This window comes from Mesorhizobium sp. M1312 (assembly GCF_040318115.1).
Classification (GTDB): Bacteria; Pseudomonadota; Alphaproteobacteria; order Rhizobiales; family Rhizobiaceae; genus Mesorhizobium.
This window is the reverse complement of sequence record NZ_JAMYLQ010000012.1, coordinates 139,801-160,676: the sequence shown is the minus strand read 5'-3', so window position 1 is coordinate 160,676 and position 20,876 is coordinate 139,801. Positions and strand designations below refer to the sequence as shown.

Annotated in this window: 22 protein-coding genes; 6 read left to right on the top strand and 16 right to left on the bottom strand. The window is 62.1% G+C overall.

All coding sequences use genetic code 11. From position 1 onward, the window contains the following. Positions 1 to 322: 322 nt before the first annotated feature. The 5 genes from tsf to NKH36_RS16440 form a co-directional block, all read right to left on the bottom strand. The gene (tsf, locus tag NKH36_RS16460; RefSeq protein ID WP_352962900.1) at positions 323 to 1,246 is read right to left on the bottom strand and encodes a translation elongation factor Ts; all 924 of its coding nucleotides are present in this window, start codon (positions 1,244 to 1,246) and stop codon (positions 323 to 325) included. A 117-nt stretch (positions 1,247 to 1,363) separates the two neighbouring features. Next, entirely contained in the window at positions 1,364 to 2,161 is a 798-nt protein-coding gene (gene rpsB, locus NKH36_RS16455; protein WP_095492864.1) for a 30S ribosomal protein S2, read from the bottom strand. 204 nt (positions 2,162 to 2,365) lie between these two features. After that, the gene (locus tag NKH36_RS16450; protein WP_352962902.1) at positions 2,366 to 2,644 is read right to left on the bottom strand and encodes a DUF4031 domain-containing protein; all 279 of its coding nucleotides are present in this window, start codon (positions 2,642 to 2,644) and stop codon (positions 2,366 to 2,368) included. A 69-nt stretch (positions 2,645 to 2,713) separates the two neighbouring features. After that, entirely contained in the window at positions 2,714 to 4,012 is a 1,299-nt protein-coding gene (locus NKH36_RS16445; protein WP_352962905.1) for a hypothetical protein, read from the bottom strand. A gap of 83 nt (positions 4,013 to 4,095) precedes the next feature. Beyond that, the gene (locus tag NKH36_RS16440) at positions 4,096 to 4,926 is read right to left on the bottom strand and encodes a cell envelope integrity EipB family protein (protein ID WP_352962907.1); all 831 of its coding nucleotides are present in this window, start codon (positions 4,924 to 4,926) and stop codon (positions 4,096 to 4,098) included. A gap of 138 nt (positions 4,927 to 5,064) precedes the next feature. Here NKH36_RS16440 and NKH36_RS16435 point away from each other — a divergent pair, with 138 nt between their 5' ends. The 4 genes from NKH36_RS16435 (at position 5,065) to NKH36_RS16420 (ending at position 8,086) form a co-directional block, all read left to right on the top strand. After that, positions 5,065 to 5,529 carry a RidA family protein gene (locus tag NKH36_RS16435; protein WP_352962908.1) on the top strand — a complete coding sequence of 155 codons (465 nt, stop codon included), beginning with the start codon at positions 5,065 to 5,067 and terminating at the stop codon, positions 5,527 to 5,529. Positions 5,530 to 5,536: 7 nt separating this feature from the next. Then, positions 5,537 to 6,265 (top strand): glycerophosphodiester phosphodiesterase, encoded by a 729-nt coding sequence (locus NKH36_RS16430; RefSeq protein ID WP_352962909.1) that lies wholly within the window; start codon positions 5,537 to 5,539, stop codon positions 6,263 to 6,265. Positions 6,266 to 6,306: 41 nt separating this feature from the next. Continuing rightward, the gene (locus NKH36_RS16425; RefSeq protein ID WP_352962910.1) at positions 6,307 to 7,524 is read left to right on the top strand and encodes a GNAT family N-acetyltransferase; all 1,218 of its coding nucleotides are present in this window, start codon (positions 6,307 to 6,309) and stop codon (positions 7,522 to 7,524) included. Between the two features lie 130 nt (positions 7,525 to 7,654). Beyond that, complete coding sequence (locus NKH36_RS16420) at positions 7,655 to 8,086, top strand: HIT family protein (protein ID WP_352962911.1); 432 nt, start codon at positions 7,655 to 7,657, stop codon at positions 8,084 to 8,086. Positions 8,087 to 8,181: 95 nt separating this feature from the next. Here the strand turns inward: NKH36_RS16420 and clpA are convergent, their stop codons facing one another. The 3 genes from clpA to NKH36_RS16405 all read right to left on the bottom strand — a co-directional run bounded on the left by clpA (position 8,182) and on the right by NKH36_RS16405 (position 11,587). Continuing rightward, positions 8,182 to 10,650: an ATP-dependent Clp protease ATP-binding subunit ClpA gene (gene clpA, locus NKH36_RS16415; RefSeq protein WP_352962913.1), complete on the bottom strand. Its 2,469-nt coding sequence runs from the start codon at positions 10,648 to 10,650 to the stop codon at positions 8,182 to 8,184. A gap of 6 nt (positions 10,651 to 10,656) precedes the next feature. Further along, positions 10,657 to 10,983 carry an ATP-dependent Clp protease adapter ClpS gene (clpS, locus tag NKH36_RS16410; protein ID WP_352963027.1) on the bottom strand — a complete coding sequence of 109 codons (327 nt, stop codon included), beginning with the start codon at positions 10,981 to 10,983 and terminating at the stop codon, positions 10,657 to 10,659. 274 nt (positions 10,984 to 11,257) lie between these two features. Further along, positions 11,258 to 11,587, bottom strand: coding sequence for a phasin family protein (locus NKH36_RS16405; RefSeq protein WP_352953473.1), 330 nt, complete (start codon positions 11,585 to 11,587; stop codon positions 11,258 to 11,260). A gap of 317 nt (positions 11,588 to 11,904) precedes the next feature. On the opposite strand from NKH36_RS16405, the gene NKH36_RS16400 reads away from it, so the two are divergent. Next, positions 11,905 to 13,320, top strand: coding sequence for a D-alanyl-D-alanine carboxypeptidase (locus tag NKH36_RS16400; RefSeq protein ID WP_352962917.1), 1,416 nt, complete (start codon positions 11,905 to 11,907; stop codon positions 13,318 to 13,320). A 44-nt stretch (positions 13,321 to 13,364) separates the two neighbouring features. Here the strand turns inward: NKH36_RS16400 and NKH36_RS16395 are convergent, their stop codons facing one another. The 4 genes from NKH36_RS16395 to NKH36_RS16380 form a co-directional block, all read right to left on the bottom strand. After that, on the bottom strand, positions 13,365 to 14,063 hold the full coding sequence (locus NKH36_RS16395) for a DnaJ domain-containing protein (protein WP_352962920.1): 699 nt from the start codon (positions 14,061 to 14,063) through the stop codon (positions 13,365 to 13,367). Next, a complete protein-coding gene (locus NKH36_RS16390) occupies positions 14,063 to 14,794 on the bottom strand; it encodes a vWA domain-containing protein (protein ID WP_352962921.1) in 732 nt (243 codons plus the stop codon). Before NKH36_RS16390 ends, NKH36_RS16395 begins: the two co-directional genes overlap by 1 nt. Positions 14,795 to 14,885: 91 nt before the next feature. After that, complete coding sequence (locus tag NKH36_RS16385) at positions 14,886 to 15,323, bottom strand: DUF1489 family protein (protein WP_352962922.1); 438 nt, start codon at positions 15,321 to 15,323, stop codon at positions 14,886 to 14,888. Between the two features lie 86 nt (positions 15,324 to 15,409). Further along, on the bottom strand, positions 15,410 to 16,813 hold the full coding sequence (locus NKH36_RS16380) for an L-serine ammonia-lyase (RefSeq protein WP_352963256.1): 1,404 nt from the start codon (positions 16,811 to 16,813) through the stop codon (positions 15,410 to 15,412). A gap of 161 nt (positions 16,814 to 16,974) precedes the next feature. Between NKH36_RS16380 and NKH36_RS16375 the strand changes: the two genes are divergently transcribed. Then, positions 16,975 to 17,730, top strand: a complete 756-nt coding sequence (locus NKH36_RS16375; protein ID WP_352962928.1) for a DUF599 domain-containing protein — start codon at positions 16,975 to 16,977, stop codon at positions 17,728 to 17,730. On the opposite strand, the gene NKH36_RS16370 is transcribed toward NKH36_RS16375, so the two are convergent. From NKH36_RS16370 to gatC, 4 genes are read right to left on the bottom strand one after another with little or no spacing between them, the layout of a single operon-like run. Then, positions 17,667 to 18,476 (bottom strand): YdcF family protein, encoded by an 810-nt coding sequence (locus NKH36_RS16370; protein ID WP_352962931.1) that lies wholly within the window; start codon positions 18,474 to 18,476, stop codon positions 17,667 to 17,669. The genes NKH36_RS16375 and NKH36_RS16370 overlap by 64 nt on opposite strands. A gap of 27 nt (positions 18,477 to 18,503) precedes the next feature. Then, positions 18,504 to 20,069: an amidase gene (locus NKH36_RS16365; RefSeq protein ID WP_352962934.1), complete on the bottom strand. Its 1,566-nt coding sequence runs from the start codon at positions 20,067 to 20,069 to the stop codon at positions 18,504 to 18,506. After that, positions 20,069 to 20,527, bottom strand: coding sequence for a GNAT family N-acetyltransferase (locus tag NKH36_RS16360; RefSeq protein WP_352962937.1), 459 nt, complete (start codon positions 20,525 to 20,527; stop codon positions 20,069 to 20,071). Before NKH36_RS16360 ends, NKH36_RS16365 begins: the two co-directional genes overlap by 1 nt. A gap of 7 nt (positions 20,528 to 20,534) precedes the next feature. Continuing rightward, a complete protein-coding gene (gene gatC / locus NKH36_RS16355; protein ID WP_352962939.1) occupies positions 20,535 to 20,822 on the bottom strand; it encodes an Asp-tRNA(Asn)/Glu-tRNA(Gln) amidotransferase subunit GatC in 288 nt (95 codons plus the stop codon). Between the last annotated feature and the right edge of the window lie 54 nt (positions 20,823 to 20,876).

Below are 20,876 nucleotides of genomic sequence, written 5' to 3'. Positions count from 1 at the left end.
ATTGCGCGCGGCGGCGCGGGGGCGGGGGCCCCCGCGGCGCCGCGCCCCCCCAAAATTTGGGGGCCCCATATCCCCGCCGCCCGCCCCCCGCCCGGCCCCCCCCCGAACCGGAAAACTCTCTTCCAGCCTTTAGCTTACGCCGGCAAATGCATCTTGCACGAGCAGATCCGGGCACGAGCAGATCGGGGCATGAGCAGATCCGGCAGAAAGCCAGCCGGCTTGTCGCCAACCGTCTGGCCTTCATCGACGCCGCGCAAGAAATCGGCCGGGCATCCTCGTGGACACCCGGCCGTAAAGTCTTTTCAGAAAGATAGAGTGCGGTTTACTTCTTGACAGCCGCCGCGACTTCCGCCGCGAAATCGGTTTCTTCCTTCTCGATGCCCTCGCCGAGCGCGAAGCGCAGATAGGCAGTGATCTTGGCCGGTGCGCCGATTTCCTTCTCGGCATCCGTCAGCGCCTTCTCGACGGTGATGTCGGGATTGAGCACGAAAACCTGCTTGAGCAGCACGACCTCTTCGTAGAACTTGCGCAGACGGCCCTCGACCATCTTCTCGATGATCGCCTCCGGCTTGCCGGACTGGCGCGCCTGGTCGGCGAAGATCGCCTTCTCGCGCTCGACCGCGGCCGGATCGAGCTGCTCCGTCGTCAGCGCCATCGGGTTGGTGGCGGCGACATGCATGGCGACCTGACGGGCAAAGGCGTTGGCGGCCTGCGCGTTGCCTGTCGTCTCGATGGCGACCAGCACGCCGAGCTTGCCAAGGCCGTCGGCAACCGCATTGTGGACGTAGGTCGCGACAGCGCCGTGCTCTACGGTGAGCTTGGCCGAACGGCGGAAGCCAAGATTCTCACCGATCGTGCCGACGGCATCCTTGATCGTGTCGGCGACCGACTTGTCCGAACCCGGATACGGTGCGGCTGCGACGGCCTCGGTCTTGCCGCCATAGGCGAGCGCGACCTTGGCGACGTTGGCGACGATCTCCTGGAAGGCGGCGTTGCGGGCAACGAAGTCGGTTTCGGAATTGACCTCGACGACGGCCGCCTCGCGGATACCGGAATCGACGCCGATCAGACCCTCGGCCGCGGTACGGCCGGCCTTCTTGTCGGCCTTGGAGATGCCCTTCTTGCGCAGCCAGTCGACGGCCTCTTCCATGTTGCCGTTGGTCTCGTTCAACGCCGCCTTGCAGTCCATCATGCCCGCGCCGGTCAAGTCGCGGAGTTCTTTGACCTGTGCAGCCGAAATGCTCATTGTCGCCTCTTTGTTTAAAATGCACCGACGCACCACCGGTCTTCGATGATGCGCCTGGCACCGGCGCTTAGCGCGCCAGAATATGAGAAAGATGAAGGCCGAAACCGGCCTTCGCTGTTATGCTTCCGGTGTCTGGGCGGCCGGTGTCTCGGCGGTCGGCGTCGGCTCGAGTGCCGGCTCGACCGGAGCCTCGGCCAAAGCGCCGACGTCGACGCCGAGCGCGCCCTGCTGGCGAGCGATGCCGTCGATTGCAGCCTTGGCGATCAGATCGCAATAGAGCTGGATGGCGCGGGCCGCGTCGTCATTGCCGGGGATCGGAAAATCGATCTTGTCCGGGTCGCAGTTGGAATCGATGATGGCGACGACCGGGATGCCAAGGCGCTTGGCCTCGAGGATGGCGATCGCTTCCTTGTTGGTATCGATCACGAACATCAGGTCCGGCGTCGAGCCCATGTCCTTGATGCCGCCCAGCGCCTTGTCGAGCTTCTCGCGCTCGCGATCAAGGTTGAGGCGCTCCTTCTTGGTGAGCCCCTGGGCCTCGCCGGCCAGCATCTCGTCCAGCTTGCGCAGGCGCTGGATAGAATTCGAGATCGTCTTCCAGTTGGTCATCATGCCGCCGAGCCAGCGGGAGTTGACATAGTACTGGGCCGAGCGCTGCGCGGCGTCGGCGACGATGTCGGACGCCTGGCGCTTGGTGCCGACGAACAGCACGCGGCCACCCTTGGCGACGGTGTCGGAAACCTGCTTCAGCGCCTGGTGCAGCAGCGGCACCGTCTGCGAGAGGTCGATGATGTGGATGTTGTTGCGGGCGCCATAGATATAGGGCGCCATCTTCGGGTTCCAGCGGTGGGTCTGGTGGCCGAAGTGTATGCCAGCTTCCAAAAGCTGGCGCATGCTGAAATCAGGCAGAGCCATTCTTATTTCCTTTTCCGGTTAGCCTCCACGGACACAGGCATTTCTGGACTTTGTCCTCGAACGCCACCGGAGGTTTCAGCCGGATTTCTCCCGGGCAGACACCAAAGTCCGTGTGTGGAATGAGCGCGCATATAGAGGGGATGCGCGACAAACGCAAGCGCTGCGGTGTCTTGCGGCTCAGCGTGCGGCGATCAGCGCACCCGGCTATAGTCGTATCTTCCCCTTCGGCACCCGGACACGCCGGAAAACAGCAACGATCTCTTCGCGGCTGCATTCGATGGCGCCTAGCCGCACCGCGCGGTCGCGCTCGAAGCCGGTTATGTCATAATGCGGCGCCGATGTCTTCGGCGGTCCCTGATAGGACGAACGCTTGATGCCGAGCCGTGCTGCAAAACGATGCAGCTCATCGGTGTCGTCGGCCAGCAGGTGACACCAGCGGTGGCCGACCCATTTCCAGATCGCCGCGTCGACATAGACCGCCATGAGGCTTGCCGCACTCCTTCATCTTGCGCCGACCAGCGGAGCCAGCTCACATGGAACCAATATCCACTGTTAGCGATGATAGAAGGGATTCGGATAGAAAATGAAGCCGCCGGCGGCTTCGAGTACGGCTACCGTCCAGGTGACGGCCTCCTGCATACGGCTGTGCAGTTCGGCGAGCGCATCGTCGATCGAGCCCGGAAAGGCGTGCAATCCCAACGGTTCCGGCACCCGGACATGCGCGCAGCGCGGCCCGGCCGGCTGTGGCACGAAGCGGTTGATCGTGTCGCGCAGCGTGCCCTTGCAATAGTCGTTGCGGATGCGCTTCAGATGCTCGGCGATCTCCTCTTGCGTGATGCGCGGGTTGGCTGAGGCCCACGGTCCGACACGTTGGAGACGCAGGATCATGTCCGCCAGCGCGCGGATCTGTTTTTGTCGCTCGGCGTCGCAGGTGCCTTCCCGCAGCCAGCGGCGCGACCTGCCTAAAAGCTCGGCGATCTCGTTGACAGCGGGATCGACCGAAATACCCTCCCCCAGGCGTCGGCTTAATTCGAGCAGCAGTTGAGTCTGACGCGCGGCATACGAAGCCCGTTCGTCGGGCACCATGCCACAGGCAATCTCATCGCGCGACAGCAGCGTCGCATAGATATGGTGGACGCGCTCCGGCAGGGTATCGGCGGCACCGCGTTCGATCTTCAAGCTCCTCTCGACATAGGCGCATTCCTGCGCCAGCGCCGGCTCGACATTTTTGGTGAAGGCGAGCTTCCAGACAACCGGTGCGATCCAAACCCTGGAATCCTGATCCGTAGCGCGACTGCGTTTGAGCGCTTCGAACCCCATCTCGACCGCCCCCGGAAGAAGCGGACCGACGACATTGGCATGCCAGCCGACGCCGCCTTCGGGATGCAAGAGAACACCATGCCCTTTCAGCGCCCAGGCGATCGAGTGTTCCTTGGCAGCCCCGCTGTTGCCGGGTATCTGGGCGATCAGATTGTTGGCCAGCCAGAATTTCTGCATGATCCTGCCGAGGCCGTTGACGACGCCATGCGTGGCCCAGGATGCCGCGAGCGGACTGACCTGCGAGACGATCTCCTTGTCGATCATCCAGTCGGTAAAGAATTCCGGATGGTTGGGCGTGATGAACGTCGCCGTGCCGGCGCCGCAACAGGCCTTCAGCCGCTGCCGGTCGTCGTCGGGAAAGTCGATATGACGGACATTGGCGACGCCGCGCAATCCGGCAAGGCGGTTGAACGGCAACAGGTCGCGAAACCCGGGAATGCCATGCAGCATGACAACCCGGTTGACTACAGTCATGACCTTGATCAGCGCCGGATTGGGCTTCGGCGCCACGAACACATCGATTCTGCTCAACCCACCCCCCGATCGACTCCATCGGCGTTGAGGTTGAGATGGAATTGCGGCGTGTTCAAGTCATTCGCCGCCGCCTTGCGGGCCTATTTCGGCGGACAGGCTTTCGACTGATCGAACAACGACAGATTGACCAGCTTGCCGGTCATCGAGAACTCGCCGTAGTCCATGACGAGGTCGCGGGTAATGCCATTGTCATGCAGCTTGAAGCTGATCCGGTACTCTGGCACCTCCTCGCCTGACTTGTCGGTGCCGTCGAAATAGGCGATGTCGACTGGCCAGTATTTGTCGGTGGCGAGTTTCGCCAGTGCCGGCGCTTCCGGATCAGCCTTGTCGGCATCGGCTTTCTTGCCGACGACGACGGTGGTGGTCATCACCTTGTCGGCATCTTCCGAGCCGTCGAACAGGTTGGTTTCGTAGAAATTTTCGCCCTTTTCGGCCTTGTCGATCAGTTCGGCCAGATGCTGGGTCGGAAACTGGGTGGCGGCGAGTTCGAGGCTGCTCTTCTCCGGCTTGTCGATGTCGACCTTGAGGCCCGTCGTCTCCTTCGTCGCGGTGCCCTTGACCTCCTTGTCGAGGTTCTGGTCGACGAAGGATTTTGTCACGAACGAGAACGTCTTGCCTTCGGCGTCTTCGAAAGTGGTCGTCTGCTGGTCGGTCAGCTTTGTTGCATTGTCGTTGGTGGCGATCTGGGTGACGAAGCGGAACTTCACCGTGTAGCCTTCGCAAGGTGAGCCGTTGAACTCATAGACCATGCGGCCGGAAATGCCGGTAATGCCGGAGCGATCGGAGGCTTTGTCCAGGCTCAGATCGTAAACCGCGCGATGCGCTTGCAGCGCCGGTACGGCAAAAGCCGGCGCCATCGAGAACACTGCTGGCAGCAAGGCAGCGTGGAATGCGAGGCGTGTTGCGCGCATGAGGGGCTCCGATCATCGCGCCTGATGGCAGGCCGCAGGGAAAGAGGGTCCAGCTTAAAAAAAGTCGTGGCGGAAGCGAGGCAAAAATAGCAATTTCGGCCCGGCCTGCCCGGCGTCATCAAGCAATAGGGAAATACCATGACTGAAACAATCGAAAAGCGGCTAAGCGATCTCGGCGTAGCGCTTCCGGTCGCCGCCGCGCCCGCCGCCAACTACGTGCCCTACTGCAGGTCAGGCAATCTGCTGTTCACCGCCGGGCAGCTGCCGCTCAGCGAGGGCAAGCTGCAGGCGAGCGGACTGCTCGGCCGCGATGTCGACACCGCAAGCGGCAAGGAAGCGGCAAAATACTGCGCGATCAACGTATTGGCGCAGGCCAAGGCAGCCCTTGGCGATCTCGAGAAAATCCGCCGCCTGGTGAAGATCACCGTCTTCGTCGCCTCGGCGCCGGATTTTGTCGAGCAGCACCTGGTTGCCAACGGCGCCTCGGATTTTCTGGTTGCAGTGCTCGGCGATCACGGCAAACATGCCCGCTCCGCCGTCGGCGCCGCCTCCCTGCCGCTTAATGCCGCAGTGGAAATCGAAGCCATCTTCGAAGTCGAATGAGCCAGATATGACCGATCTTTCCTGGTTGACCGCCCGACCCGTTGCCCATCGCGGCCTCCACGACATAAACAAGACGCGGTGGGAGAACACGCTTTCCGCCTTTGCCGCGGCGGCTGAACGCGGCTATGCGATCGAATGCGATGTGCATCTGTCGTCTGACCGCATCCCCGTGGTCATTCACGATGGCGATCTGAAGCGGCTGACCGGCCAGGACGGCTTCGTCTGGCAGCGAACGGCAGCGGAGATGACAGCACTCAAGGTTGGCGGCACATCAGACCATCTGCCGACGCTGCAGCAGGCACTCGACCTGGTCGATGGTCGTGTGCCGATGGTCGTCGAACTGAAAGGGGTTCCCGGCCGGGACGAAGGCCTGGTGGAAAGCGTCGGCAAGATGCTCAAGCGCTACAAGGGCAAGGCGGCGATCATGTCGTTCGACCACTGGCTGATCCGCGATTTCCCCAAACAGGCGCCCGGCATTCCGGGCGGGCTGACCGCTTATGGCACGGACGTCAAGCTGATCGAGGCGCATTTCGCCATGCTGGCGCACGACATCGCCTTCACCTCCTACGCCGCCGGCGACCTGCCGAACAGGTTTGTCAGTTTCGTGCGCGAAAGGCTCAAGATGCCGGTCATCACCTGGACCGTGCTCGACCAACCGGCGGTCGACCTGACCTTCAGATATGCCGATCAGATGACGTTCGAAGGGTTCGAACCCGATCTTGTACCGGTCGCTTGAACCGGGCTTGCATGGACCGGCACGGAACTTAGATAAGCCCCATGGATCAAGGCGATGAAGGCGACGGGCAAACGGCGAGTGGAGCGTATGCGATCCGGGTTGCCTCCGGCATCGGAGCCTTTACCTGCGCGGAATGGGATGGCCTCGGCGGTACCGCACGCGGCGATACAGAAAACGGCTACAACCCCCTCGTTTCATTCGCTTTTCTGAGCGCGCTTGAGGATTCTGGCTGCGCCGTGCGGCGCACCGGCTGGCAGGGCCATCATCTCAGGCTGGAGACAGCGCAGGGAAAACTGCTCGGTGCCGTTCCCTGCTACCTGAAATCGCACAGCCAGGGCGAGTATGTTTTCGATCACGGCTGGTCCGACGCGTTCGAGCGCGCCGGCGGGCGTTACTACCCAAAACTGCAATGCGCCGTGCCGTTCACGCCGGTCACCGGTCCTCGCCTGCTGGTCAACAAGGGCGAGGACAGTCGCGCCGTGAAAGCCGGCTTGGCAGCGGGCCTGAAGGCGGTGACGGACAAGCTCGGCGTTTCTTCCGCGCACGTAACCTTCGCGCAGCAGAAGGATGTCGGGGCGCTGGAAGCGGCGGGTTTTTTGCACCGCACTGACCAGCAGTTCCACTTCTTCAATGAAGGTTATTCGACCTACGACGATTTTCTCGCCACTCTGGCGTCGCGCAAGCGCAAGGCAATGAAGAAGGAGCGGCGCGAGGCGCTCGCCCACGGCATCTCGATCGACTGGCTGACCGGCAGGGATCTCACCGAAAGGATCTGGGACGACTTCTTTGCCTTCTACATGGATACCGGCAGCAGAAAATGGGGGCGGCCCTACCTCAGCCGCGAGTTTTTCTCGATGATCGGCGAGCGCATGGCCGACGACATCCTGCTGGTGATGGCCAAGCGCAATGGACGCTACATTGCCGGCGCTATCAATTTCATCGGTTCCGATGCGCTCTACGGCCGCAACTGGGGCTGCATCGAAGACCATCCGTTCCTGCATTTCGAGGTCTGCTATCACCAGGCGATCGACTTCGCGATCGACCGTAAGCTGAAAGTGGTCGAAGCGGGCGCGCAAGGCGAGCACAAGCTGGCGCGCGGCTATAGGCCGGTGATCATGCATTCGGCGCATTACATCGCGCATCCCGGCTTGCGCAATGCGGTCGCCGACTATCTCAGGCGCGAGCGGCGCGAAGTGGAGCGGATGGGCGACTATCTTGAAGAGCACACGCCGTTCCGCAAGGATCTGGCGGGCGACTAGAGCGATGTGCGTCCAATTGGACGCACAAAGTAGGCTCTAACACTTTGAATCTCCGCATCGTACTTTCCGAAAATCGATTCCGATTTTCGGGTCGATGCGGTAGAGCAAGGCACAATCCGGAGCGCACGCCATGGCCGAAACCATTTACGACAGCAGCAATATCTTCGCGAAAATTCTACGCGGTGAAATCCCGTCGCATCGCGTCTATGAAGATGACGCAGTCGTCGCCTTCATGGATGTAATGCCGCAAGGGCCGGGTCACACGCTGGTTGTGCCGAAGGCGCCGTCGCGCAACCTGCTCGATGCCGATCCGGCAGTATTCGGCCCGCTCCTCGCAAATGTCCAGAAAGTTGCGCGGGCAGTAAAAAAGGCCTTCGATGCCGATGGTGTCACAGTCATGCAGTTCAACGAGCCTGCTTCGGGCCAGACCGTCTTTCACCTCCATGTTCACATCATTCCACGCTTCGAGGGCATTCCTTTGAAGCCGCATAGCGGTCAGATGGAGAAACCAGAAGTGTTGGCTGAGAACGCCGGCAAGATACGAACGGCGCTGGGAAACTGAAGCCGGAGGTCGCACGCCAAACGCCTTCGGCCACTCACTACCTCCTCATCCAACAAAAAAGCCCCGTTTCCGGGGCTTTTTTAGTTTTCAGGTCATCACCCTTTGCGGGGCAGTTGCGGCACCAAGCTGCGCTTGCCGCCATCCTTGCCCTTGGGCTCCGCCTTCTGCACGATCGCCTTTTTCGCGACGGGCTTTTTGATGGCAGCTTTCTTGGGCTTGGGCGTGTCGTCCGGTTCTTCCTTCTTCGGCTTGACCGGCGCCTCGTCGGCGAGCGACTCGAGCTTCAGGCCGGTCTCGCCGGTCTCCTTCTTCTCGACGGTGACACGCACCGTGCCGCCCTTCTTGAGCTTGCCGAACAGCACCTCGTCGGCCAGCGGCTTCTTGATGTGCTCCTGGATGACGCGGCCGAGCGGCCGCGCACCCATACGTTCGTCATAGCCCTTCTCGGCCAGCCAGGCGATCGCCTCCTGCGACAGGTCGAAGGTGACGCCACGCTCGGAGAGCTGGGCCTCGAGCTGCATGACGAACTTCTGCACCACCTGGTGGATGACCGGAACCGGCAGCGAGCCGAACGGGATGATCGCATCGAGACGGTTGCGGAATTCCGGCGTGAACAGCCGGTTGATCGCCTCGACATCGTCGCCTTCGCGCTTGGTCGAGCCGAAACCGATCGCCGCGCGCTGCGCATCCGAGGCGCCCGCATTGGTGGTCATGATCAGGATGACATTGCGGAAGTCGATCTGCTTGCCGTTGTGGTCGGTCAGCTTGCCGTGGTCCATGACCTGCAACAGGATGTTGAACAGGTCCGGATGCGCCTTCTCGACCTCGTCCAGCAACAGCACGCAGTGCGGATGCTGGTCGACGCCGTCGGTCAACAGGCCGCCCTGGTCGAAGCCGACATAGCCTGGAGGCGCGCCGATCAGCCGCGAGACGGTGTGGCGTTCCATATATTCCGACATGTCGAAGCGGATCAGCTCGACACCAAGGGAGGCGGCGAGCTGCTTTGCCACTTCGGTCTTGCCGACGCCGGTCGGTCCGGAGAACAGATAGGAGCCGATCGGCTTCTCCGGTTCGCGCAGGCCGGCCCGCGCCAGCTTGATCGCCGAGGTCAACGCCGTGATCGCGGTGTCCTGACCGTAGACGACGCGCTTCAGCTCGACGTCGAGACCGGCCAGCACCTTCTCGTCGTCGGCGGAAACCGTCTTCGGCGGAATGCGGGCGATGGTGGCGATCGTCGCTTCGATCTCTTTGATGCCAATGGTCTTCTTGCGCTTGGCCTCCGGCACCAGCATCTGCGAGGCGCCGGTCTCGTCGATCACGTCGATCGCCTTGTCCGGCAACTTGCGGTCGTTGATGTAGCGCGCCGACAGTTCTACCGAGGCCTTGATCGCCTCAGCCGTGTAGCGAACCTTGTGGAACTCCTCGAAATACGGCTTCAGACCCTTCATGATCTCGATGGCGTCCTCGATGGTCGGCTCGTTGACGTCGATCTTCTGGAAGCGCCGCACCAAAGCGCGATCCTTCTCGAAGAACTGGCGGAACTCCTTGTAGGTGGTCGAGCCGATGCAGCGGATCGCGCCGGACGACAGCGCCGGCTTCAACAGGTTCGACGCATCCATGGCGCCGCCCGACGTCGCCCCTGCCCCGATCACGGTGTGTATCTCGTCGATGAACAGAACCGCGCCCGGATAATCCTCGAGTTCCTTGACGACCTGCTTCAGCCGCTCCTCGAAATCGCCGCGATAGCGGGTGCCGGCCAGCAATGTTCCCATGTCGAGCGCGAAGATGGTGGCGTTGTGCAGCACTTCCGGCACGTCGCCCTCGACGATGCGCTTGGCAAGGCCTTCGGCGATCGCCGTCTTGCCGACGCCGGGGTCGCCGACATAGAGCGGATTGTTCTTCGAGCGGCGGCACAGCACCTGGATGGTGCGGTTGATCTCGGACTCGCGGCCGATCAGCGGATCGATCTTGCCGGCCTTGGCCTTGTTGTTCAGATTGACACAATAGGCGGTCAGCGCGTCCTGCTGCTGCTTTTTCTTGCCGCCGTCCTCTTGCGGCTCGGCGCCGCTCTGGCCGCCCTGCTCGTCATCGGCGCCGCGCGGCGACCGCGTCTCCGATGCGCCGGGGCGCTTGGCGATGCCATGCGAGATGTAGTTGACCGCGTCGTAGCGGGTCATCTGCTGTTCCTGCAGGAAATAGGCGGCATGGCTCTCACGCTCGGCGAAGATCGCGACGAGCACGTTGGCGCCGGAGACTTCCTCGCGGCCGGACGACTGCACATGGATCACCGCGCGCTGGATGACGCGCTGGAAACCGGCCGTCGGCTTGGAATCCTCGTCGTAGCCGGTGACGAGATTGTCGAGCTCGGTGTCGATATAGGTGAGAACCGTGTGCTTCAGCTCGTCGAGATCGACGTTGCAGGCGCGCATGACCGCGGCCGCCTCGGTGTCGTCGATGAGAGCGAGCAGCAAATGCTCAAGGGTTGCGTATTCGTGGTGCCGCTCATTGGCGAGCGTCAGCGCCTGGTGAAGCGCCTTTTCCAGGCCTTGGGAGAAAGCCGGCATGTTACCTCACTTCTTCTCCATCACGCATTGCAGCGGATGCTGATTCTGTCGGGCGAAATCCATGACCTGAGACACTTTGGTCTCGGCCACCTCGAATGTATAGACCCCGCACTCGCCCACTCCATGATTGTGAACATGTAGCATGATGCGTGTGGCGGCTTCACGGTCCTTCTGGAAAAAACGCTCCAGCACGTGAACCACGAATTCCATGGGCGTATAGTCGTCGTTGAGAATGAGGACCCGATAAAGGCTAGGCTTCTTGGTCTTGGTTTTGGTGCGCGTGATGACAGCCGTGCCGCGACCGGCCTCATTGCCGCCGTTGCCGTTTTGCATCCGCACCACATCTCTCGTGGCAGTCAAACCAATCGTCACGTAGCCCTGCCTTTTCGAATCCCCATGTGAGTTCGACATGTAGGTCTTCGATGAATGATTTTAAGCCCTTCTGTTTAGCTGACAATATGGCTAGGTGGCCAAACTTGGCCGATTTTCGAAATCGTGAAGGCGGCAGAGCCCTCTGATTTTCAAATTGCCATGAAAAAACCCGGCCGCGCGTTCGCGACCGGGTCTGTCTTGCAGGCCCGAGGGCCGTCGTCACATTATAGCGAGATTATTTCGCTTTTGCGACGATTGATTCGAACGGCTTGTAGGCTTCTTTGGCGAGTTCGGCATAGAGATCACCGATCTTGGTCGCTTCGGTGACGAAGGCTTCGTACGACTGCTTGGCAAAATCGGACTGGATCTCGATCGCCTTCTCCAGCGATTTGGCCGACAAAAGTTTCTCGGCTGCTGCGCTGCCGGCCTCGAAGCTTTTCTTGGTGTACTCGCCCGCCTCGGTGGCGATAGCCTGCGCACCCTTGGAAAGGGATGCGAAGCTCTTCAGGCCGGTGTCGGCAAACTCCTTGCCGTATTTGCTGAAATCTTCATAGGTCTGGGTCATTTCACGCTCCCTTGACAGTTGCCGTTGACGGTGGACGCGCACCTGTCCGGGGCCGCGTTGTGCAATGCAAGTCATATATTGCGCACTGCACAAAAAGTCAATGTTTCGCCGAGGGCGACGCCAGCACATCGGCCCAACACACAGGCCCAGCCACCGGCAATGGCTAAAATTCGAATAAAGATAAGCTCAAGCCCGAAGAAAATGGTGAACACGGCGGTTACCATAAACGGATTGGTAACGCTGACCGCGATAGCTTGGCTTGAAGTGAGGCAGGACCTTTGCCGCCTACAGCAACAAAAAATTCAAAGGAACCATCGGTGCGTCAGGCGTTGTCGGGCATTTTCTCCAAATCCGCGTCCTCTTTGAAAACGATCATGATCCTCGCTTTGGCGATGACATTCGTCGTTGCCGACGCTGCTTCGTCCATGGCGGCGAGGTCGGCGGCCATCGTCATCGATGCCAAGACCGGCAAGGTGCTTTATTCTTCGAATGCCGATGGTCGGCGCTATCCGGCCTCGCTCACCAAGATGATGACGCTTTACCTGGCCTTCGAGGCCATGGCGAACGGCAAGATCAGCAAGAACTCCCGGGTCGTCTTTTCGGCCAATGCTGCTGCTGAACCGCCGACGAAACTTGGCGTCAGGCGGGGCGGCGCGATCACGGTCGAGACCGCGATCCTGTCGATGGTGACCAAGTCGGCAAACGACTCGGCAACGGCGCTCGGCGAGCTTCTTGGCGGCAATGAAGCCAATTTCGCTCACATGATGACAGCCAAGGCGCGGGCGCTGGGCATGAAGGGTACTGTTTTCCGCAACGCCCACGGCTTGCCAAATCCCGGTCAATTCACGACCGCGCGCGACATGGCGGTGCTCGGCATCGCGCTGCGGGAGCATTTTCCGCAGTATTACGGCTATTTCTCGCAGCGTTCCTTTCTCTACGGCCGCAAGCGCATCAACGGCCATAACCGCCTGCTTGGGCGCATCAGGGGCGTCGACGGCATCAAGACCGGTTACACCCGCGCCTCCGGCTACAATCTCGTCTCCTCGGTTGACGACGGCGATCGCCGCATTGTCGCGGTGGTGATAGGCGGGAAATCCGGCGGCAGCCGCGACAACCAGATGGCCGCATTGATCAAAACCTACATGCCGAAGGCGTCGTCGCGCGGCAGCGGCATGCTGGTCGCCAAGGCCAGCGGCGGCAACCCGATCAGCGCGCTGGCAAAAGTGTTCCTGCCCAAGCGCGACGCGCCGACGCCGGACAGCAGGCCGGACGACGATGCCCCGGACGATGACGCCATTGCCTCACTGGTTGAGGAAACCGAGCCCACCGTTGAAGAAACCACCCCCGTCGTCCAGACTAGGCCCGTCTCTCAGACCATGAAGGTCAACGCAGTGGCCGCGGCCACGGCCGACGATGTCGCGACGGCAAGGGTCGCAGCAGCCTACGCCGAACCGGCGGCGGTCGATCCCGTCAACACGGCATCGGTGCCGTCCGGCTGGGCAGTCCAGGTCGCCTCTTCGCCAAAACAATCCGAAGCCCAGGCTCTCCTGGACGAGACGAGCAAGCAGGCGCCTTCGATTCTCGCCGATGCCACAGGTTTCACCGTCGCCTTCGAAAAGGACGGCGTCACCTACTACCGCGCCCGGTTCGGCTTTGGTTCGAAGACTGCTGCCTGGAAAGCCTGCAACGCTCTGAAGAAAAAGAAAATCGAGTGCTACGCCGTCCAGCAGTAGACGGCGTGCAAACAATCTCCCGGAAAATTCTGCGTCGAAGGAGACTAGTTGTGATTGGAGAGCAAGACGTCCTTGGCTTCATTGATCCGCGCCGCCAGAAAAGACGTGCCGCCGATATCGGGGTGCAGGCGCTGCATCAGGCGGCGGTGCGCCTTGCGGACATCCGCCGCGGCGGCCCCCGCTTCAAGACCAAGGATCTTGTAGGCCTCCTCCTTAGTCATGGCGCCCGAACCTGGCGAAACACCCAGCCCGTCGCCACCATCCGCCTCAGCGTCTTTGCGCCAGATGGGAAATCTGCCGTCAAGATACGTCTCTAGCAACTGGCGGCTCTCCGGGTCCCCGGGGAGTTCGCGATAAAGTTGCTGCAATTCCGCAAGGCTCATCGCGCCAAGCATCTTGCCTTCATGGCGGCCGGCGAGCACGAGCCCCTCCAGACTGCCGGTATCGTGATCAAGCTCCATTTCGAGTGCCGCGGTGCGCACCGTCGAATGCTTGCCCGGCTCCAGTTTCGTTGTCGGCCGCTTCATCCGCATGGAGCCATACCAGGCGAGCGCCGTCGACAGGATCAGGCCGCCGATACCTTCGCGTCCGACCAGAAGCACGGCGACGCCTATCAGCGCCAGCAGGACAGGCCCAAGCGTCCTCATCCCGCTTGCGAGTCTCGCGGGGTCGGCGCGGAGAAAGATCGTGGCCACGCCGAGCAGCAAAAAAAGCAACGCCACGAATGCGATAGTCGGGCCCATTATTTCCTGCCGCTCCGCAGATGCTCGATCATCAGCCGGTCTTCCGGCCTGCCCCTGGCCTCCAGTGCCTTCAGCCCGCCAGTTGCGAACACGGCGACCGCCGAAAGCAGGCTGGCCAAGGTTGTGGCGGCCCGCCGATCAAATCGGAACCAAGCACCTTTGGACAGCCGCGCAATTTCCTTAAATGCCTTCTCTGCGCCGGCGTCATGGCCTTCCTGAAAGACGAAGACAGGAACGCCGTGCAGGCCGAGGCTGCCGGCCTTTTCGGCCAGATCGTCTATATTTTCTTCAATCGCATCGCCGATATAGACCAGCGCGTTGACCTTGGCCGCCGTCGTCTGTCTCAGCGCATGAGCGAGCACCTTGCCGATCTGGGTGTGGCCGCTGCGGCATTCGATCCGCGTCATCAACTGTTTCAGCGCCTCCGTATCGGTGACGAATGCGGATGAGCGGCACTCGCCGAGACCACGAAAATAAACCAATTGTACCTTGAGCGCTCCGGCCTTGCCGACGGCGTCGAACATCTCGCCCTGCAGCGCACAGGCGAGGTCCCAGGTCGGCTGGCGGCTCATCGTCGCGTCGAGCGAGAGAATCAGCCTGCCAGAACCGGTCGCGGACGCAGCGAGCGTTCTTGCCTGACGGATAAAGGCGTCGATCTCGCCGGTGCTCGATTGGGGTTCGACCGGCGCCGGATTGGCCTTTGCGGGCACGGGCTGCTTCTTGTCGCTCATGACATTCAAGATGTGGCGTTGTCGCCCAGCTTGCAAGCCCAGCATGAGGCGACCCGGAGGGCCAGCGATCACGGCAGCTTTGGAGGCGTTCCTAGAGAAGGCCGAGATCGGCAAGCTCGCGCCTGAGTTTCGGCGGCATCTCGACCAATCCCGCTCTACCCTTGCCGAGATCGGCCGGTGCGTCCGACGGTTTCAGGTAGCGCCAGCCTTGAAAGGCGCGGCGCGGCTGCCATTCGGTGCGCACGACCGCGGGATCGAGCATCAGATGACAGCGGCCAATGCCCTCGTCATCGGTGAAAGGACGGATTTCTGAGATCAACTGGCGGCATTGCACATTGCCCTTGATCACCCAGTAGAGGGAACCGCCATCGGTGACCTCGGCGCCACGCGTCGGCGTCATGCGGGTGGTGTGGTAATGCTCGACCGGTTCACCGGCGCGCCGCCGTTCGTCGAGGCGGAAGGCGACCCACTCTTCGAGATCTTCGACGCTGTCGCAGCCAACACAGAGCTTTATGAGATTGAGAGACATGAATTAAGGTTTAGTCCGGCGTGCGAAGGCGTCAACGGTCGGGTCGACTTTCTCCACAGTGCCAGTGTTCGCAGTGCCAGGTTTGCTCAGCATTCCACGATATTGACGGCCAGTCCGCCGAGGCTGGTTTCCTTGTATTTCTCGTTCATGTCGAGGCCGGTCTGGCGCATGGTCTCGATTGCGGCATCGAGCGGCACGAAATGAACGCCGTCGCCCTTGATGGCCAGCGAAGCGGCAGTCACCGCCTTGACGGCGCCGAGCGCGTTGCGCTCGATGCAGGGCACCTGCACCAGGCCGCCGACCGGATCGCAGGTCATGCCGAGATGATGTTCGAGCGCGATCTCGGCAGCGTTCTCGACCTGCTCGGGCGTGCCGCCCATGACCGCGCACAGCCCCGCTGCCGCCATCGCCGAGGCCGAACCGACCTCGCCCTGGCAGCCGACTTCGGCGCCCGAGATCGAAGCGTTGGTCTTGATGATGCCGCCGATCGCCGCCGCGGTCAGCAGGAAATCGCGAATGCTTGGCTGGTCGGCCTCGGGATGAAAATGCAGCCAATAGCGCAGCACCGCGGGCAGCGTGCCTGCAGCACCATTGGTCGGCGCGGTGACGACGCGCCCGCCGGCCGCGTTCTCCTCGTTCACCGCCATGGCATAGATCGACAGCCAGTCGTTGGCGAGCAGCGGGTTGGGCCGGTTCTGCTGCCACTGCTCCTGCAGCTTGTCGTGCAATCGCCGCGCGCGACGGCGCACCTTCAACCCACCCGGCATGATGCCGTCCTGCGACAGGCCGCGCTCGATGCAGCTCTTCATAGCACTCCAGATGCCGTCGAGGCCGGCGTCGAGCTCCTCACGCGGCATCTGCGTCTCCTCGTTGACGCGCTTCATGTCGGCGATGGAAAGGCCGCTTTTCGCCGCCATCGACAGCATCTCGACGGCGTTCTTGAAGGGGTATGGAACCTTCTTGCCTTCCGTTGACACCGAGCCCTTCACCTTCATCCGCTGCAGTTCCTCCTCCGAAACCACGAAGCCGCCGCCGATCGAATAATAGATGCGCTTGAGCAGCAGGCGATCGTCGGCATCATAGGCGGAGAAGGCCATGCCGTTGGCGTGGCCGGGGAGCGGCGTTTTGCGGTCCAGCACCAGATCCGTGGCCGGGTCGAAGCGATAGGAGGGATGGCCGGGCGGCGCAATCCGCTTGTCCACGGCAATATGGTCGACGATGCTGTCCGCCTGATCGGGGTCCACCGTCTGCGGCGTCTGGCCGGCAAGGCCGAGCACTACGGCGCGATCTGAACCATGACCGATGCCGGTATAGGCAAGCGAGCCGTGCAGGCTGGCGGCGACGCGGTCGACCTTGGCGCCGGCCGGGCGTGGCCAGTCATCTCCCGCGACCTCGTCGAGAAAACGCCGCGCAGCCGTCATCGGTCCCATCGTGTGCGAACTCGATGGTCCGATGCCGATCTTGAACAGGTCGAAAACCGAAAGGAACACGCGCCGCTCTCTCCTATTGGAATTTACATATAGGAATTCCTGTGATGTTTCCGCTCTTTCGAAGATCGCGGCGCTGCACCTGCCGACCTTGTTTGCTCCGGCAGCGACATCGTTGCGTTCCGCCGTCGAAGCGGCGCCACCGCTTGTGGTAAAAGGATCGCATGGGCGATTCCTTCCATCTGTCGACGGCTGATCTGGCGGCGCTGGCTTTCTTCCTCGTCGCCTGGGTGCTGCATACGCTCGCCTCCGACGGAAAGCCGGTCAGCCGCGTATCGCTGACGACGGCGATGAACGCCCAGCGCGAAGCCTGGATGCGGACCATGGCCGAACGCGAGGTCCGCATCGTCGACACCGCCATTATGGCAGGTCTTCAACAGGGAACCGCCTTCTTCGCCTCCAGTTCGCTGATTGCGATCGGCGGCTGTTTTGCCCTGGTCGGCGCCTCCGATCAGGTTCTTTCGGTGCTGAGCGACCTGCCGCTCGGCGCGACATCATCCCGCTCCGCCTTTCAGATGAAGGTGTTCGGATTGGTGCTGATCCTTGCCTATTCTTTTTTCAAGTTCGGCTGGGCCTACCGGCTGTTCAACTATTGCTCGATCCTGATCGGTGCGGTGCCGATCTCGCACGGCAAGGCTTCACGCAACCCGGTCAGCGAAACCGCGGTATGGCGGGCGGCGCGCATGAACATGCTGGCCGGAAAACATTTCAATTCCGGCATGCGCGGCGTCTTCTTCTCGATCGGCTATCTCGGCTGGTTCGTCGACCCAACGGTGTTCGTACTGTCGACGCTGCTTTTGCTGGCGGTTCTGGTGCGTCGCCAGTTCTTCTCAGCGGCGCGGCAAGCCGTGATCGGTCAGCCGCCCGAGCCAACACCCGGTCCGGGAAAAAGCCGATCGATGCGGCCCGACAGCCAGTAGGCGACAAGCCCGATCCATTCGCGGACCGCCGTGGTGGTGGTCTGCAGCGAACCGAAGGGATCGTCGCGGAACAGGCCGATGCCTTGCTTGCCGGAGGTGCGGTAATCGACCGGCCAGGGAACGGCGGCAAAGCCGGCCTTGTCGAACAGCGCCTTGGCGCGCGGCATGTGGAAGGCCGAGGTCACCAGCAGCCAGGTCTCGCCCGGTTTCGGGGTGACCAGTTCCCGGGTGAAGACGGCGTTTTCGTAGGTGCTGCGGGATTTGTTTTCGAGGATCAGCCGATCGGCCGTCACACCAAGCGCGGCGAACAGACGCGGCGCCGTCTCTGCATCGCCCTCGCCTTCGCCGATTATCGCGATGGTGCCCCCTGAGATGACGACTTTCGCTGTCGGAAAATGCCGTGCCAGCACGGCCGCCGCGACCATCCGATCGCCACTGGCACTCAGTTCATAGCCGCCACGCACGAAATTGACGGCGCCCTCCATGCCGCCTCCGAGCACGATGATGCCATCGACCTTTTCCGGCAGCGGCGGGCGCGGAAAGCGCTCTTCCAGCGGGTTGAGCATCAGTGCGCCGAGCGAGGTCCAGGTCGAGAGGGCAAGGATGAGAAAGGCCATCCCGCTGCCGGTGGCAAACAGCTTTCTACGGCCGACCAAGGCAGCAAGCAACGCGACCAGCAGCAGGATGATCGCCAGATTCAACGGCTGGACGAGAAGCCAAAATAGCTTGGAAAGATAGTAGAACATGCCTCACCCTTCAGATGGGTGACGACACTACCACCACTTTTCCGGCTGGAACGTACCCGCCGCCTGTTCGATGATGTGGGCGGTCTGGAACAAAGTTTCTTCGTCGAAGGGCCGGCCGATCAGCTGCAGGCCGAGCGGCAGGCCCTTGGCGTCTAGTCCTGCGGGCACGGCGATGCCCGGCAGTCCAGCCATGTTCACCGTCACCGTAAAGATGTCATTGAGGTACATCTTGACCGGGTCGGCGGCCATGTCCTCATCGGCGATGCCGAAGGCCGCCGACGGCGTCGCCGGTGTCAGGATGACATCGACGCCGGCCGTGAATGCATTTTCGAAATCCCGCTTGATGAGATTCCGCACCTTCTGCGCCTGCAGATAGTAGGCATCGTAGTAGCCGGCGGAGAGGACATAGGTGCCGATCATGATGCGGCGCTTGACCTCGCGGCCGAAGCCGGCGGCGCGGGTCTTCTCGTACATGTCGACGATGTCCTTGCCCGGCACGCGCAACCCATAGCGGACGCCGTCATAGCGCGCGAGGTTCGACGATGCTTCGGCGGGCGCGACGATGTAATAGGCCGGCAGCGCATATTTGGTATGCGGAAGCGAAATGTCGACGATCTCGGCACCGGCATCTTTCAGCCAGGCAATGCCTTTCTGCCACAGCGCCTCGATCTCCTCGGGCATGCCGTCAACGCGGTATTCCCTGGGGATGCCGACCTTCATGCCCTTGATCGGCTTGCCGATCGCCGCCTCGTAATCCGGCACCGGCCGGTCGACCGAGGTGGTGTCCTTCGGATCGACCGAGGCCATGGATTTCAAGAGGATCGCGGCGTCACGCACATCGCGGGCGATCGGTCCGGCCTGGTCGAGCGACGAAGCAAAGGCGACAATACCCCAGCGCGAGCAGCGGCCGTAGGTCGGCTTGATGCCGACCGTGCCGGTGAAGGCGGCAGGCTGGCGGATCGAGCCGCCGGTGTCGGTGGCGGTGGCGCCGGCACATAGGAGCGCGGAAACGGCGGAGGCCGAGCCGCCTGACGAGCCACCCGGCACGAGACGGGCGTTGTCCAGCGTGCGCGCGGTCCGGGTGCCGCCGGCCGAGACAAAACCGCCATCGCCCTGATGCGTGGTCGGCATCACCACCGTGTCGAGGCGCGAACGCCGCCACGGATTGACGACAGGGCCGTAAAAGGAGGTCTCGTTGGAGGAGCCCATGGCGAACTCGTCCATGTTTAGCTTGCCGAGCATGACGGCGCCGTCGGCCCACAGATTGGCGGTGACGGTCGATTCGTAGTGCGGCGTGAACCCATCCAGCACATGGCTGCAGGCCTGGGTGTGGATGCCTTCGGTGCCGAACAGGTCCTTGATCCCGAGCGGAATGCCTTCGAGCGACCCGCCCTCGCCCTTCGCCAGCTTCGCGTCCGAGGCCTTGGCCATGTCGCGCGCCTTGTCATCGGTAACGACGACATAGGCGTTGAGCGTCGGATTGGCCCGCTCGATCGCCTGGAGATAGGCTTCGGTGATCTCGGCTGCGGTGATTTCCTTGGCGCGCAGCTTGGCGCGGGCTTGCGATATCGTCAGGTGCGTCAGGTCGTTCATCAGGCAAGGCTCTTTTCGTAAAACACCGACCACTCGGTATCAGGGTATTCCAGCACCGGGCCGCAGCGCGAAAATCCGGCGCACTCATAGACGGTCCACGCCGCCGGATGGCGGTCGCCGGTTTCCAGCACCAAACGCTTCAGCCCTTCATTGCGCGCCAGCGCCTCGATCCGCTCGACGATCCTGGCGCCGATCTTCTGTCCACGATGCGAAGGCCGCGTGTACATGCGCTTGACCTCGCCGAGGGCGCCATCGTGGCGCTTCAGCGCGCCGCAGCCGATGGCAAGGCCGTTGTCGCGAGCGACGAAGACGGTTGTGTCGTTGTCGGCCATCTGTTCGACGGTCATGTGATAGCAGTGCTCCGGCGGCGTCAGTTCCAGCAACGCGTCGTTGAGCTCCCTAACCAGCCCGCGCACATCGTCCTGCAGCGGCGTCTCGATGGCGATCTCGATTGCCATCGGCCCGCTACTCCACGACCTTCGGAACGAGGAAGAAATTCTCTTCGGTGGCCGGCGCGTTGGCGACGATGTCGGCCGCCTTGCTGCCGTCGGTGACGAGGTCCGGGCGCTTCTTCATCTCCATCGGAATCACCGAAGTCATCGGCTCGACGCCGGAAACGTCGACCTCGTTCAATTGCTCGACAAAACCCAGAATGGCGTTCAACTCGCCGGTCATGCGCTCTGCATCCTCCTCGCTCACCGCAATGCGGGCGAGACGCGCGACGCGCTTCACTGTCTTGACATCAACGGACATAGTTGTTTGTGCCTCTGGAAAACCAGTCCGCGCTATAGCGGCGCGGCGCGTGCC

Bases quoted from the DNA above. Each gene is read 5' to 3' on its own strand.
- tsf (WP_352962900.1), bottom strand. From the start codon at position 1,246: ATGAGCATTTCGGCTGCACAGGTCAAAGAACTCCGCGACTTGACCGGC.
- rpsB (WP_095492864.1), bottom strand. From the start codon at position 2,161: ATGGCTCTGCCTGATTTCAGCATGCGCCAGCTTTTGGAAGCTGGCATA.
- NKH36_RS16450 (WP_352962902.1), bottom strand. From the start codon at position 2,644: ATGGCGGTCTATGTCGACGCGGCGATCTGGAAATGGGTCGGCCACCGC.
- NKH36_RS16440 (WP_352962907.1), bottom strand. From the start codon at position 4,926: ATGCGCGCAACACGCCTCGCATTCCACGCTGCCTTGCTGCCAGCAGTG.
- NKH36_RS16435 (WP_352962908.1), top strand. From the start codon at position 5,065: ATGACTGAAACAATCGAAAAGCGGCTAAGCGATCTCGGCGTAGCGCTT.
- NKH36_RS16430 (WP_352962909.1), top strand. From the start codon at position 5,537: ATGACCGATCTTTCCTGGTTGACCGCCCGACCCGTTGCCCATCGCGGC.
- NKH36_RS16425 (WP_352962910.1), top strand. From the start codon at position 6,307: ATGGATCAAGGCGATGAAGGCGACGGGCAAACGGCGAGTGGAGCGTAT.
- NKH36_RS16420 (WP_352962911.1), top strand. From the start codon at position 7,655: ATGGCCGAAACCATTTACGACAGCAGCAATATCTTCGCGAAAATTCTA.
- clpA (WP_352962913.1), bottom strand. From the start codon at position 10,650: ATGCCGGCTTTCTCCCAAGGCCTGGAAAAGGCGCTTCACCAGGCGCTG.
- clpS (WP_352963027.1), bottom strand. From the start codon at position 10,983: ATGCAAAACGGCAACGGCGGCAATGAGGCCGGTCGCGGCACGGCTGTC.
- NKH36_RS16405 (WP_352953473.1), bottom strand. From the start codon at position 11,587: ATGACCCAGACCTATGAAGATTTCAGCAAATACGGCAAGGAGTTTGCC.
- NKH36_RS16395 (WP_352962920.1), bottom strand. From the start codon at position 14,063: ATGGGCCCGACTATCGCATTCGTGGCGTTGCTTTTTTTGCTGCTCGGC.
- NKH36_RS16390 (WP_352962921.1), bottom strand. From the start codon at position 14,794: ATGAGCGACAAGAAGCAGCCCGTGCCCGCAAAGGCCAATCCGGCGCCG.
- NKH36_RS16385 (WP_352962922.1), bottom strand. From the start codon at position 15,323: ATGTCTCTCAATCTCATAAAGCTCTGTGTTGGCTGCGACAGCGTCGAA.
- NKH36_RS16375 (WP_352962928.1), top strand. From the start codon at position 16,975: ATGGGCGATTCCTTCCATCTGTCGACGGCTGATCTGGCGGCGCTGGCT.
- NKH36_RS16370 (WP_352962931.1), bottom strand. From the start codon at position 18,476: ATGTTCTACTATCTTTCCAAGCTATTTTGGCTTCTCGTCCAGCCGTTG.
- NKH36_RS16365 (WP_352962934.1), bottom strand. From the start codon at position 20,069: ATGAACGACCTGACGCACCTGACGATATCGCAAGCCCGCGCCAAGCTG.
- NKH36_RS16360 (WP_352962937.1), bottom strand. From the start codon at position 20,527: ATGGCAATCGAGATCGCCATCGAGACGCCGCTGCAGGACGATGTGCGC.
- gatC (WP_352962939.1), bottom strand. From the start codon at position 20,822: ATGTCCGTTGATGTCAAGACAGTGAAGCGCGTCGCGCGTCTCGCCCGC.